The organism is Vibrio sp. Y29_XK_CS5, assembly GCF_024181835.1.
Classification (GTDB): Bacteria; Pseudomonadota; Gammaproteobacteria; order Enterobacterales; family Vibrionaceae; genus Vibrio; species Vibrio harveyi.
Genome location: NZ_JAMZAM010000005.1, coordinates 14,063 through 28,024 on the forward strand (window position 1 = coordinate 14,063; position 13,962 = coordinate 28,024).

The 13,962-nt window shown below is 47.6% G+C and carries 14 protein-coding genes; 13 read left to right on the plus strand and 1 reads right to left on the minus strand.

The genetic code is table 11. The annotated features are described in order from the left end of the window. The first annotated feature begins 2 nt into the window (after nt 1-2). Nucleotides 3-1,322, plus strand: coding sequence for a flagellar protein export ATPase FliI (gene fliI, locus NL647_RS18770; protein WP_005448368.1), 1,320 nt, complete (start codon nt 3-5; stop codon nt 1,320-1,322). A 6-nt stretch (nt 1,323-1,328) separates the two neighbouring features. Then, nucleotides 1,329-1,772, plus strand: a complete 444-nt coding sequence (gene fliJ / locus NL647_RS18775) for a flagellar export protein FliJ (protein WP_005448369.1) — start codon at nt 1,329-1,331, stop codon at nt 1,770-1,772. A 28-nt stretch (nt 1,773-1,800) separates the two neighbouring features. Here fliJ and NL647_RS18780 read toward each other — a convergent pair whose 3' ends face one another. Further along, nucleotides 1,801-2,115, minus strand: a complete 315-nt coding sequence (locus tag NL647_RS18780; protein WP_050933676.1) for an NIPSNAP family protein — start codon at nt 2,113-2,115, stop codon at nt 1,801-1,803. A gap of 262 nt (nt 2,116-2,377) precedes the next feature. Here NL647_RS18780 and NL647_RS18785 point away from each other — a divergent pair, with 262 nt between their 5' ends. The 11 genes from NL647_RS18785 (at nt 2,378) to flhF (ending at nt 13,961) form a co-directional block, all read left to right on the plus strand. Next, nucleotides 2,378-4,492, plus strand: coding sequence for a flagellar hook-length control protein FliK (locus tag NL647_RS18785; protein WP_253650548.1), 2,115 nt, complete (start codon nt 2,378-2,380; stop codon nt 4,490-4,492). A gap of 39 nt (nt 4,493-4,531) precedes the next feature. After that, nucleotides 4,532-5,032: a flagellar basal body-associated protein FliL gene (gene fliL, locus NL647_RS18790; protein WP_009696009.1), complete on the plus strand. Its 501-nt coding sequence runs from the start codon at nt 4,532-4,534 to the stop codon at nt 5,030-5,032. A gap of 7 nt (nt 5,033-5,039) precedes the next feature. After that, on the plus strand, nt 5,040-6,086 hold the full coding sequence (gene fliM / locus NL647_RS18795) for a flagellar motor switch protein FliM (protein WP_005448375.1): 1,047 nt from the start codon (nt 5,040-5,042) through the stop codon (nt 6,084-6,086). Between the two features lie 98 nt (nt 6,087-6,184). Next, nucleotides 6,185-6,595, plus strand: a complete 411-nt coding sequence (gene fliN, locus NL647_RS18800; protein WP_005448377.1) for a flagellar motor switch protein FliN — start codon at nt 6,185-6,187, stop codon at nt 6,593-6,595. 1 nt (nt 6,596) lies between these two features. Next, nucleotides 6,597-7,010 carry a flagellar biosynthetic protein FliO gene (gene fliO / locus NL647_RS18805; RefSeq protein WP_005448379.1) on the plus strand — a complete coding sequence of 138 codons (414 nt, stop codon included), beginning with the start codon at nt 6,597-6,599 and terminating at the stop codon, nt 7,008-7,010. Then, a complete protein-coding gene (gene fliP / locus NL647_RS18810) occupies nt 6,997-7,866 on the plus strand; it encodes a flagellar type III secretion system pore protein FliP (RefSeq protein WP_017817802.1) in 870 nt (289 codons plus the stop codon). Before fliO ends, fliP begins: the two co-directional genes overlap by 14 nt. Before the next feature lie 27 nt (nt 7,867-7,893). After that, a complete protein-coding gene (gene fliQ / locus NL647_RS18815) occupies nt 7,894-8,163 on the plus strand; it encodes a flagellar biosynthesis protein FliQ (protein WP_005433008.1) in 270 nt (89 codons plus the stop codon). A gap of 8 nt (nt 8,164-8,171) precedes the next feature. Next, complete coding sequence (gene fliR, locus NL647_RS18820) at nt 8,172-8,954, plus strand: flagellar biosynthetic protein FliR (RefSeq protein ID WP_005448385.1); 783 nt, start codon at nt 8,172-8,174, stop codon at nt 8,952-8,954. Nucleotides 8,955-8,963: 9 nt separating this feature from the next. Beyond that, a complete protein-coding gene (gene flhB / locus NL647_RS18825) occupies nt 8,964-10,094 on the plus strand; it encodes a flagellar biosynthesis protein FlhB (protein WP_005448387.1) in 1,131 nt (376 codons plus the stop codon). A gap of 226 nt (nt 10,095-10,320) precedes the next feature. Next, entirely contained in the window at nt 10,321-12,420 is a 2,100-nt protein-coding gene (flhA, locus tag NL647_RS18830) for a flagellar biosynthesis protein FlhA (RefSeq protein ID WP_005448388.1), read from the plus strand. A gap of 29 nt (nt 12,421-12,449) precedes the next feature. Continuing rightward, nucleotides 12,450-13,961: a flagellar biosynthesis protein FlhF gene (gene flhF, locus NL647_RS18835; protein ID WP_005448389.1), complete on the plus strand. Its 1,512-nt coding sequence runs from the start codon at nt 12,450-12,452 to the stop codon at nt 13,959-13,961. Nucleotide 13,962: the final 1 nt, after the last annotated feature.

Below are 13,962 nucleotides of genomic sequence, written 5' to 3' on the forward strand. Positions count from 1 at the left end.
CCATGCAAGCCTTGGCTGACCGTTTAAAAAACTACAAAATCGAAGGGCTAACCACGCGCCCAGTTGCTTCAGGCAAGCTCGTTCGCGTTGTAGGCTTGACCTTAGAGGCGACAGGCTGTCGTGCTCCGATTGGTAGTTTGTGTCTAGTCGAGACCATGTCCGGTCATATGGAAGCGGAGGTCGTGGGCTTTTCTGGTGATAACCTTTTCTTAATGCCGAGTGAGCAAATCACGGGCATTTTACCGGGCGCGAAAGTGACGCCGTTAACCAGTGAAGCCGGTTTGCCAGTCGGAATGGAACTGCTTGGGCGTGTTATTGATGGTGTGGGCAACCCACTTGATGGTCTTGGTCCTCTTTACACGGAGCATCGAGCTTCGTTCAATGCCGAGCCAATAAACCCCCTAGCACGTAAACCTATTTCTGAGCCGCTTGATGTCGGCTTAAAAGCCATTAACGGTTTGTTGACCGTAGGTAAAGGCCAACGTATCGGTCTGTTTGCTGGTTCGGGTGTTGGTAAATCGGTCACACTCGGTATGATGACGCGAGGCACGACAGCACAAGTCGTTGTCGTTGGTCTGATTGGTGAACGTGGACGCGAAGTAAAAGAGTTCATCGAAGAGATTTTGGGTGAAGATGGACGCCGCCGTTCTGTGGTGGTGGCTGCACCTGCCGATGCTTCTCCTTTGATGCGTTTGAAAGGCTGTCAAACGGCACTGACGATTGCCGAATACTTCCGTGACCAAGGACTAGATGTTCTCCTACTAATGGACTCTCTGACGCGTTTTGCTCAAGCACAGCGTGAGATTGCATTGTCTGTGGGTGAGCCGCCTGCAACCAAAGGTTATCCGCCTTCGGTATTTGCTAAACTGCCAGCGCTGGTGGAACGCGCTGGTAATGGTGGTGATGATCAAGGATCAATTACCGCTTTCTTTACTGTTTTGACCGAAGGTGACGATCTGCAAGATCCGATCGCCGATGCATCACGTGCGATCCTAGATGGTCACATTGTGTTGTCTCGTGAAATGGCGGATGCAGGTCATTATCCAGCCATTGATGTAGAGAAATCGGTGAGCCGTGTTATGCCGCAAATCACCACTGAAGAACATGTATTAATGTCGAAAGCGGTCCGTCAGGTGTTGTCGATTTGCCGTAAGAACCAAGATCTGGTATCGATTGGCGCTTACAAACCGGGTACTGATCCTGCTATCGATGGCGCGTTTACCCTTAAGCCAAAATTGGATGAATACTTGCAGCAACGCATGAAAGAGTCTGTGCCTTATGACATGTGTGTCAATATGTTGAAGAGCATCTTGGGTGGGTAATAGCGCATGAATAACGCCATGGAGTTCCTACTTGATCAGGCAAAAGAGCGCGAAGACCAAGCAGTATTAGCGCTCAATAAAGCCCGCACAGAGCTAGAAGATTATTACCGCCAAGTTGAGCAGATTGAAAAGTACCGTTTAGATTACTGCCAGCAACTGGTAGATCGTGGTATGGCAGGACTCACTGCGAGCCAATACGGTCACTTGAATCGCTTTTTAACCCAGCTTGATGAAACGCTTTCCAAACAAAAGCAAGCCGAAAGCCACTTTAAAGAACAGGTGGTTAACTGCCAAGATTACTGGTTAAACATGCGTAAAGAGCGTATGTCTTATGAGTGGATGATCGAAAAGCGCGAGAAGGAAAAGCAAATTGCGGAAGCCAAGCGCGAACAAAAGCAGATGGATGAGTTTTCTACCTTACTGTACAGCCGGAAACCGCAACGATTCTAAATGTTCTTACTCTCGATGCTGGCGTAGATTATATTTCTACCGATTCCAACAAGGTCACTTTGACGGAATCTTGCTCAATTAACTCAAACACTTTTGGTCGAATTTCTCGAATCCACCACTCGTTGTAGGTTTCGGCGTAAAGTGATTGGCGTGCTTGTTCACTGTCAAATTCGCGCAGCCAAACAAAGTAGTCATGTCCATCTTCGCCTGTATGAACATACGTGTTTAATACGCGCATGCCTTTGGAGCGTTGATAGGGAAGTAACTCGTTCTTCATCCACGTTAACCATTGCTCTGTTTTGCCAGTTTTGATTTTGTATTGGCGTAATTCTGTGACTTTCAAAGCGATTCCTTAAAGGTTGAGCGAGGTTTTTTATTTACTCCTCAACGACTCCGCAGTCAAATTAATAAAGTCACTAGATTTACGGCAAGTTTAATCTTTGTTCCATCCGTATCCCTTCTTTGCTCCGTCAGAAATTCCACACTATAGGTTGGCGTGATTTTTGCAATTTAACCGACAGTATCGGGTCTCATGACCCAAGTTTGCCGCCAATGAGCAATCCGACAGCGCCATGCTCAGCGCTGCCGATAACGAGAGTTTCTATATGAATGTGAATTTATCCAATGTTTCTGCAACCAGTAAGGTATCGGTTTCCGATTCTTCGAATAAAGTTGCTGCAGAAGACCCTGAAAGCAAAGGTTTTTTTGAAACCTTAGCAGGGGTGTTTACCGATTCACAAAAATCAGAAAAAGCCGTCGCAAAACCTGATGCGTCAGAAGCTTCGGCAGAAACCACAGATGACGCTGCAAAGGTAGCATCGGTAAGCTCAGAAGGTGAGAGCCAAGAAAAAGTCGTGGCAGACGGTGAAAAAACAACATCGTCAGAGTCCACCGATGCGCTGCTGACACATAATCAGTCAACGAAGTCGTCAGAGGGGGCAGATAATGAGCAAGCTGCCAATTCAGAAAAACCAGGCTCGGCAGCAAAAGTGGCTGCGGTAAATTCGTCGGTAGACGGGCATGTTGTGAAAAGTGAAGACGGATCTGAGTCTGTATCGGCTCTGGCTACATCATCAACGACAAGCCAAACTCAAAACGTAAAAGTTGCTGATACAGAACAAGCTCAAAGTGCTCATGTAAAAAACGCGATGGGAGAAGGTGAGCAACTTCTTGGTCGTATAGAGCAAGCCAACCAGACTCTTAAACCTACTGAGTCTTCAGTTGATAGCGGCAAAGCCTTGCCACCAGAACTTAATGTTACACAAACAGGGAACGATAAGGCGCAAAGTGTACCACTCACTCCTAAGCAGCAGGCGATTCTTGCTGCTGGGTCTGTCCAGCAAGGGGAAGCAGTTTCTTCGACTGGTAATGAGAAGGTCGTATTCGATGCTAATGGTAAGCCTGTCGTCGTTGCTTCTAAAGACATGACTGAGCAACAAGCCTCAAACCTAGTGCAACAACAAACAAGTGCTCAAGCTCCTGCGCAAATTGATTGGAATTCACCTAGTGCGCAAGCTGCCCATACGGAAGCAACGGTGAATGCAACTACGCAAGCCGCAGTGAATGGTCAAGTCGTTGCGCAAGGCGTGCAACCTCAAACAATGCAAGGCGCTGAAGTATTTGCTGGTGCTGAAGCACTAACCGCTTCGGCTGCACTACAACAAGGCTTATCTGGTGACGCAGAAGCGGTACCTGTTAAACGAATTACGCTTGATGAATTACACATCATCGATACCAAACTGGCACAAGGTAAACCACTTTCAAAACAAGAAATTGATGTGATTGAAGGGTTAAAAACGGGTGAGTTGGTTGCGGATATTCCAGAACAAGATCTTGCTCAGTTTGTCGCCTTGCCAAGTGATGTTAAAGCTGCGATGGTGGAGCATCAGGTGGCCCACACTCCGACTCGTGTTACAACATCAGCAGTGGCGGCTCAGCAAGCACATCATATTGTTGCTCAGGACGCTAAACACGCAGCCGCACAAGCCACTGCGCAGCCAGCCGTGGCGACCAACGTTGATAAAGCTGCTATGTCAGCCATGCCAGAAGCTTTGGTTGCTGCAAACATGAATCCGACCGCGCACGCAACATCAAGCGCAGAGTTAAGTAAGAAAGTTATGAACGCGAGCCTTGCAGCCGGTGCGCTAAAAGGAGCAAGCAGTAAACAAGATAAGCCAGAACCACAACATGGACTGGCGGGGCAACTTCAAGCTGCAGCAGGTCAACAAGGTGTGACGGCTCAGCAACAAGCGCGAGTGGATGCAGCTCAACAAGCCCAACTGCCTTTGCAGCTTACCAAAGAGCTCGCTAATGACCAGGTGGCAGAAAAAGTACAAATGATGATGTCGAAGAACTTGAAAAACCTCGATATTCGTCTTGACCCACCTGAGTTAGGGCGCATGCAAATTCGCATGACAATGAACAACGATCTCGCTAACGTGCATTTTACAGTGGCGAATCCACAGGCACGTGATTTGATCGAACAGACAATGCCACGCCTTCGAGAGATGCTGGCACAACAAGGTATGCAGTTGGCGGATTCTTCTGTACAGCAGCAGAGCAGTGGACAGCAGCAAAGTGGTTACGCAAATGCTGAACAGAATGGTCAAGGCGGGCAAGGTCGTGGATTTTCTGGTCAGTCAGATGAAAACTTTGATGCCGACACGAATCTTGATTTGAATGTCGTTTCAAAGCGTGATGGAATTAGTTTTTACGCATAAAATAGCGGTCTAGAAAAAGCAGAACAATAAGAGACAGTAATGGCAGAAGAACAGTTACAAGGTGCGGATGCGCCAAAAGGAAAAAGTAAATTACTGATCATCATTATCGCAGTGGTGGTTTTGCTGGTTGGTGGTGGTGCCGCCGCTTTCTTCTTAATGGGCTCTGATGAGCCAGCGCAAGCGGAGCAGACCGAGCAAGCACAAGCGCAAACAGCGGCTGAGCCGATCGCTTATGTGAATATCGCGCAACCCTTTATTTTTAACGTGACGGGCGACCGTCGTGACAGACTGGTACAAATCAAAGCGCAATTGATGGTGCGTGGCAGTGAAAATGAGCAATTAGCTCGTTACCACTCTCCGTTGATTGAGAGTTCATTGTTGTCAACTTTTGCATCGGCAACCGTTGAGCAGCTTCGTTCCCCTACGGGACGTGTTGAGCTGCGTGACCGCGCTTCTGACGATATCAAAGCTGCACTCAATGCTGCTGTTGGTAAGCCAGTGATTGAAAAAGTACTGTTTACAGATTTTGTGATTCAATAGGTAAAACGTGACCGATCTATTAAGCCAAGACGAGATTGATGCGCTTCTGCATGGGGTTGACGATGTCGATGACGTTGATGAACCCATAGATAACGACACCGAAGGTGCCGTCAATTTCGATTTCTCGTCTCAAGACAGGATTGTACGTGGTCGAATGCCGACGCTCGAACTTATCAACGAGCGTTTTGCACGACACATGCGTATCAGCCTGTTTAACATGTTACGTAAAACCGCTGAGGTCTCGATTAACGGCGTACAGATGATGAAGTTTGGTGAATACCAAAATACTCTGTACGTTCCAACCAGTTTGAACATGGTGCGTTTCCGTCCACTAAAAGGTACGGCATTGATCACCATGGAAGCGCGTTTAGTCTTCATCTTGGTAGAAAACTTCTTTGGCGGTGATGGTCGCTTCCACGCCAAAATTGAAGGTCGTGAATTTACCCCAACTGAACGTCGCATCATCCAGCTTCTATTGAAGATTGTTTTCGAAGACTACAAAGAAGCATGGTCGCCGGTCATGGGGGTGGAATTTGAATACCTTGATTCAGAAGTAAACCCAAGCATGGCGAACATTGTCAGCCCGACTGAAGTGATTGTCGTAAGCTCATTCCATATTGAAGTGGATGGCGGCGGTGGTGACTTCCATGTGGTGATGCCGTACTCAATGGTTGAGCCTATTCGAGAATTGCTCGATGCTGGTGTTCAATCTGACAAGATGGAAACCGACGTTCGCTGGAGCTCTGCACTGCGTGAAGAGATCATGGATTGTCCGGTTAACTTCCGCGTCAATCTGCTTGAGAAAGACATCTCCCTACGTGATTTGATGGAGTTGCAACCGGGCGATGTGATCCCGATTGAAATGCCAGAACATGCGACCATGTTCATTGAAGATTTACCGACTTACCGCGTGAAGATGGGGCGCTCTGACGACAAGCTTGCGGTGCAAGTTTCTGAAGAAATTGAACGCCCACACGTAGTGAAAACCGATTTAGCCTTCTTAGGTAAAGACATTATGTCTGAGCTTGAGAATGACGACGATACAGACGATTAAGAAATCCTTACTCCCTAAGTCGCAACAGCTGCTAGTACTCACAACAGGGACAAAGCAAGCTCACAGTGCGCAAGTAAGGTTTAACACAGGACAGAAAAATGGAACCGAGTGACGATCAAAAGCTAGCAGACGAATGGGCAGCCGCTCTTGGCGAGGACCCGTCTGCGCCTTCAATTGATGTTGATGAAGTATTGGCAGCGCCACTGGAAGAGTTGAAAGACACCTCTAGCCCAATCTCTGATGATGAGCGTCGTAAACTCGACACCATCATGGATATCCCCGTGACTATTTCGATGGAAGTCGGTCGTTCGCAGATCAGCATCCGTAACCTATTGCAATTGAACCAAGGTTCGGTTGTGGAGTTGGACCGATTGGCTGGTGAGTCGCTCGATGTATTGGTTAACGGTACTTTGATTGCTCACGGTGAAGTCGTGGTCGTCAACGATAAGTTTGGTATTCGTCTTACTGACGTGATCAGCCAAACTGAACGCATTAAAAAGCTGCGCTAATATGAGCAGTTCAATCAAAACTCGATTGAAGCAAATAACGGGAGCACTTGGCTTAATGCTAAGTGCTCCTTATGCATTTGCTGCCGCGCCAAGCAACTTAGATTTGGCGACGACACTGGGCTCTTTGGTGCTGGTTATTGGTGTGATTCTTCTGCTCGCTTGGATGCTAAAACGCATGCAAGTGCCAGCATTGGGTCAACAAAAAGGGCTGCGTATTATTAGCCAGTTACCGGTTGGTACTAAAGAACGAATTGCGGTTGTTCAAGTAGGAGAAGAGCAGTTTTTGGTTGGTATTACTAGCCAATCCATTCAAACGCTTGCCAAACTTGAAACGCCACTGAAAGAGGAAGAGTTGGCCACCGGTGCTTTTGCTAGCCAGTTCAGCCAGCTAATAAAAAAACATGACAAAGGATAATTCAATCCGCCTGATGTTCAGCGTGTTTGTGCTGATGGTCGGAATGCTGTTTTCTTCACTTTCGTTTGCTCAGGCAGAGGAGTCGCCGTTACCTGCTAACCTCGCTCAAGGTGACAGCGTGACCGTGAAAGCGATGGAAAGTGAATCAGGCTCAAGTCGCACTATGTCAGTGACCAATGGGGGCGGTATTCCTGCTTTCACTATGACCACCAACGCCGATGGTAGCGAAGATTACTCGGTTACCTTACAAATCCTTGCGTTGATGACGATGCTTGGCTTCTTGCCAGCGATGGTGATCTTGATGACCTCGTTCACTCGCATTGTGGTCGTGATGTCGATCTTACGGCAAGCCATGGGTTTGCAACAGACGCCTTCCAACCAAGTCATCATCGGTATTGCGCTCTTTCTTACCTTTTTTGTCATGTCACCGGTGTTAAATGAGATCAACGATAAAGCGGTTCAGCCTTATTTGAATGAACAAGTGACGGCGCGTGAAGCCTTTGATGCGGCTCAAGTGCCGATGAAAGCGTTCATGCTCAAGCAGACTCGAATCAAAGATTTGGAAACTTTCGTCAATATGTCTGGCGAAGAGGTGACAAACCCAGAAGATGTGTCGATGGCGGTGTTGATTCCTGCTTTCATTACTTCTGAGCTTAAGACCGCTTTCCAAATTGGTTTCATGCTGTTCTTACCATTCTTGATCATCGACCTAGTTGTTGCGTCGGTGTTGATGGCTATGGGTATGATGATGCTATCACCAATGATCGTATCGCTACCATTTAAGCTGATGCTGTTTGTGCTGGTGGATGGGTGGAACCTGATATTGTCGACACTCGCCGGCAGTTTTGCCCTTTAGATTGGCACAGAGAGAAGAGGGTAAGACATGACTCCTGAAATGTTTGTCGAGCTTTTCCGTGATGCACTTTGGATGGTGCTGATCATGGTCTGTGCCATTATTATCCCAAGCTTGCTTATCGGTCTTGTTGTCGCGATTTTCCAAGCGGCAACCTCTATCAACGAACAAACGTTGAGTTTCTTACCTCGTTTGATTGTGACTTTATTGGCGTTGATGTTATTTGGTCACTGGATGACACAGATGTTGATGGAATATTTCTTCGGTCTGATTGAACGTCTTCCACAGGTGCTCTACTAGAGGCGCATATGGAGTATCCTACCGATATAGTCCTCGACTGGATCGCGAATTACTTCTGGCCCTACACACGTATCTCTGCCATGTTGATGGTGATGACGGTGACAGGGGCACGTTTTGTTTCGCCTCGAATTCGACTCTACCTAGGTTTAGCGATCACTTTTGCCGTTGCTCCGGCGATTCCAGCTGTGCCGCAGGATATTGAGCTGCTCTCTTTTCGTGGTTTCATGACCATTGCGGAACAAATCATAATTGGTGTTGCGATGGGCATGGTGACCCAGTTTATGATTCAAACCTTTGTTCTACTTGGTCAGATCTTGGGTATGCAATCGAGCTTGGGTTTTGCGTCCATGGTCGACCCAGCAAACGGCCAAAACACACCTTTGCTTGGTCAGCTGTTCATGTTTTTAGCGACCATGTTCTTCCTTGCTACCGATGGGCATTTGAAAATGCTGCAACTGGTGGTGTTCAGCTTTAAAACCTTGCCGATAGGTTCTGGCTCGCTTAATGCGGTGGATTTTCGCGAAATGGCGGGTTGGCTTGGCATCATGTTTAAGACCGCTTTGAGTATGTCGTTGTCTGGCATTATCGCGCTGCTTACGATTAACTTATCATTTGGTGTAATGACCCGTGCCGCGCCTCAGTTGAATATCTTCTCGCTTGGTTTTGCGTTTGCCTTGATGGTCGGTTTATTGCTTTGTTGGTACATTTTGGCGGGTTTGTACAGTCATTATGAATTGTTCTGGGCAGTGGGTGAGGAGCAGATTTGTAACCTCATTCGCTTAGATTGCTAGGAGGCTGGATTGGCAGAGTCAGACGGTCAAGAACGCACCGAAGAAGCCACGCCCCGACGGTTACAACAAGCCAGAGAAAAGGGACAGGTTGCTCGGTCTAAAGAGCTCGCATCAGCATCGGTATTGATTGTTGGTGCTATCGCCTTAATGTGGTTTGGCGAGTCTTTGGCACGCTCGTTGTTTTCCATTATGAGCCGCTTATTTGATCTCAAACGCGATGAGATTTTTGATACGGCTAAGTTGTTCGACATTGCATTTGGTGCGATGGGCGATCTGCTGTTTCCACTTTTTCTTATCCTCATTACCTTGTTTATTGCTGCAATGATTGGCGCGGCTGGTGTGGGGGGCATTAGCTTTTCTGCTGAAGCGGCGATGCCAAAACTCTCCAAAATGAACCCGCTTAGCGGCTTAAAGCGTATGGTGGGCATGCAGAGTTGGGTAGAGCTTATCAAGTCCATCTTAAAAGTCGCACTTGTGACGGGAATGGCGATATACCTCATCCAAGCCTCACAAGCGGATTTGATTCAACTTAGTATGGACGTGTATCCGCAGAACATATTCCATGCGCTGGATATCTTGCTTAACTTTATTTTACTGATCAGTTGCTCGTTGCTTATCGTTGTTGCGATCGATATTCCATTTCAGATTTGGCAGCACGCCGATCAACTAAAAATGACCAAGCAAGAAGTCAAAGACGAATACAAAGAGACCGAAGGTAAACCGGAGGTCAAAGGTCGTATTCGTATGCTGCAACGAGAAGCGGCTCAGCGTCGAATGATGGCTGATGTCCCTCAGGCGGACGTTATCATTACCAACCCGGAGCACTTTTCCGTCGCACTGCGTTATAAACAGAAAACCGACCGTGCGCCTGTAGTGATCGCCAAAGGTACCGACCATATGGCGATGAAGATTCGAGAAGTGGCGCGCGAACATGACATTACTATTGTTCCTGCTCCACCTTTGGCGCGTGCGCTTTACCACACCACAGAGTTGGAACAAGAAATCCCAGATGGACTGTTTACTGCCGTAGCACAAGTGCTCGCGTTTGTGTTCCAACTTAAGCAGTATCGCAAACGTGGCGGTCAACGACCTAAGATTCAAGATTATGACCTGCCTATCCCTCCTGAACATCGCCACTAATGAAAATAATTGCATTGATGGATTAGACAAAAATTCACATTAGATCAAAGGATTGTAATTTCTTTGAGCAACTAGTCATTATTTTGGCGTTAATCATGGTACACACATTGCTTATATCGCCCTAATCAACAACAATACCTAAACTTTTAGGCGAAAGCTGTCGCGTAATACTAATAGTATGTTTGTACTAACGTGATGCTCCAGACCGATTGAGACACCTCGCAGTATGAAGTTAAGCCTGCCTTTTGCAGATAAATTACCACGAATTCCACAGCGCTCCATGCCTGCCATTGGTGCGCCTGTTATGGTATTGGCCACCCTTGCAATGGTGGTACTACCCATACCAGCGTTTCTGTTGGATTTGTTCTTCACTTTTAACATCGCCTTAGCCATGGTGGTGTTGTTAGTGACCGTTTACACACGTCGTCCACTCGACTTTGCGGCTTTCCCAACGGTGCTGCTTATTGCAACCTTATTACGTCTGGCGTTGAACGTTGCATCTACTCGTGTGGTACTGCTTTATGGTCATGAAGGGGGTAACGCTGCGGGTAACGTTATCGAAGCGTTTGGTAACGTAGTTATCGGTGGTAACTACGCCGTCGGTCTTGTGGTCTTCCTCATCTTGATGATCATTAACTTTATGGTTGTTACCAAAGGTGCTGGTCGTATTTCTGAGGTAAGTGCTCGCTTTACCTTGGATGCCTTACCGGGTAAGCAGATGGCGATCGATGCGGACTTGAACGCCGGTTTGATTGACCAAGACCAAGCGCGTTTACGCCGTTTTGAAGTTACCAAAGAAGCCGACTTTTACGGTTCAATGGATGGTGCGTCAAAATTCGTAAAAGGTGATGCGATTGCAGGTATCTTAATCCTGTTTATCAACATTATTGGCGGTCTGTCGATTGGTATGGCGCAATACGGTTTGGGCTTCTCTGAAGCGATGCAAATCTATACCTTGCTGACCATTGGTGACGGCTTGGTGGCGCAAATTCCATCGCTATTACTTTCTATCGCTGCGGCGATGATGGTAACGCGTCAAAATACTGATGAAGATATGGGTGAGCAGCTGATTTTTCAGATGTTCGACAACCCAAAAGCATTGATGATTACTGCTGCTATCCTTGGCGTGATGGGTATCGTTCCGGGCATGCCGCACTTCTCGTTCTTGTCACTGGCGGCAATCGCGGGTGGTGGTGCCTATTGGCTGGACAAAAAACAGAAACAAAAAGCCAAAGAGCCAGCATTACCAGCGAAAGCTGAAGATGGCAGTGAGCCGATCTCTCAACGTGAACTGTCTTGGGATGATGTGCAACCCGTCGACATCATCGGTCTAGAAGTCGGGTACCGTTTGATTCCTTTGGTTGACCGTGACCAAGGCGGAGAGTTGCTAGAACGTGTAAAAGGGGTACGTAAGAAGCTTTCGCAAGATTTTGGTTTCTTGATCCCTGCGGTTCATATTCGTGACAACCTTGAGCTGACACCTAATAGCTATCGTATTACGCTCATGGGAGTTGCCGTTGGTGAGGCAGAAATTCGCCCAGACCAAGAGCTGGCGATTAACCCTGGACAGGTTTACGGCATGATCGAAGGTGAGCCAACCATGGACCCGGCATTCGGTCTGGAAGCGGTTTGGATTCGTGAAGAGCAGCGTGAACATGCTCAAGCGTTAGGTTACACGGTGGTTGACTCTTCAACCGTGCTAGCGACGCATTTAAGCCAATTGCTTACCAATAACGCGTCGCAATTGATTGGTCACGAAGAAGTACAGAACCTATTGGAAATGCTAGGGCGCAGTGCACCTAAGTTGGTTGAGAATTTTGTCCCAGACCAACTTCAGCTTGGTGTGGTAGTGAAAGTACTGCAAAACTTACTTAACGAAGCCATTCCGATTCGTGATATTCGAACCATTGTGCAAACCTTGGCGGAGTACTCAAGCAAGAGTCAAGAACCTGACATTTTGACTGCTGCCGTTCGTATCAGTTTGAAACGTCTAATTGTTCAGGAAATCAATGGTATAGAGCCAGAGTTACCAGTGATAACGCTTATACCTGAACTGGAACAAATATTGCATCAAACAATGCAGGCATCAGGTGGCGAATCTGCCGGTATCGAACCGGGATTGGCAGAGCGACTTCAGTCCTCTCTGAGCCAAGCGACACAAGAGCAAGAACTGAAAGGGGAACCTGCGGTTCTGCTGACATCTGGTGTATTGCGTTCAACACTGGCTAAGTTCGTTAAGAACACAATACCTAACCTCCGCGTACTGTCTTACCAAGAAATACCGGACGAGAAACAGATCAGAATTGTGCAAGCGGTGGGCAACTAAGCCCTTCGCATCATTAATGGATTCATAGTTTGAAAATTAAACGATTTTTTGCCAAAGACATGCGAACTGCGTTGCTCCAAGTGAAAGAAGAACTTGGCGCAGAAGCGGTGATCATGTCGAACAAGAAAGTGGCGGGCGGTGTAGAGATCGTTGCAGCGATTGACGGTGAGTCTAACGCAGCACCAACCTCACAAGCGCAATCGCTTCCTAACCGTGGCGCAGCTCAATCAAATCGTTATAGCGAACAACGTCAAATGCCGTCATCTGCTTCAGAGCGTTTCCAAGATCGCCGTTTAGATGATGACAGAATTAGCCTAAACGCGAACAAAGATAAATCAGGCTCAATGACGCAACGTTTCGCGAACATGCTCAAGCAATACAGCAGCGGTGCAGCCGAGTCAGATGACCATGTCGCAGAGAATGAAGATTCTTTGTCCGCATTGCTGCAGCGCCAAAATAAGCACCGTGAAAGCTATAACCAAGAGAAACCTGCGCCTTACCAACCAGACTCGCCACTGGCGAAACTGATTGCGCAAGACAACCGATTTGACCGCCCAACTCCTAAGTTGGATCCAACGCGCTATGACCGTCGCCGTCCATCGGATGAACGCGATGACTCTGCCGATGAGCTAGAGAACATGCGTGAAGAGATGACGTCGATTCGTCGTTTGTTGGAACATCAAGTGTCGGGTTTGATGTGGCAAGAGGTAGAACGCCGCGAGCCATTAAGAGCAATGCTGATTAAGCGTTTGGAGCGTATGGGTGTTTCACCTGAACTTGCCGACCAAATGGCTTGCTACATTCCAGAAGATACGAAACCAGCGCGAGCGTGGAAAGCACTGCTGTCTCTTGTGGCGGATCAGATCAACATTCCGAAACAAGACATTCTGAAGCGTGGCGGTGTCGTCGCATTACTTGGTCCAACAGGAGTGGGTAAAACGACTACGGTGGCTAAGTTAGCGGCACGTGCGGCAATGGAGTTTGGTGCCGATAATGTTGCCCTTGTGACAACGGACACATATCGTATAGGTGCACATGAGCAGCTCTCAATTTATGGAAGAATTATGGGTTGTCCTGTAAGAGTTGCTAAAGATTCTAACGAGTTAGCCGATGTTATATATCAGCTACGAAACAGAAGACTGATTTTGGTCGATACGGCAGGGATGGGGCAACGAGACGTAAGACTCTCTGAGCAGCTCGATACCTTAATGCAAGAAAGCGGAGAAGTGATTCACAGCTACCTTGTTTTGCCAGCTACTGCACAACGTCGAGTTCTGCAGGAAACTCTGGATCACTTCCGACGCATTCCGCTGTCGGGTTGTATTTTGACTAAGCTTGACGAGTCGTTAAGTCTAGGCGAATTCATCAGCGTGGTGATTCAGAACGCGATGCCAGTGGCATACATTGCCAACGGTCAGCGCGTACCAGAAGACATTGTGATAGCACAACCAAAATACATGATTGCGAAAGCAAATGAACTGTTAGAGAAGTCGACAGAGAACGAACCTCACTTTTGGAATAGTGATAACGAAGGACTCTAGG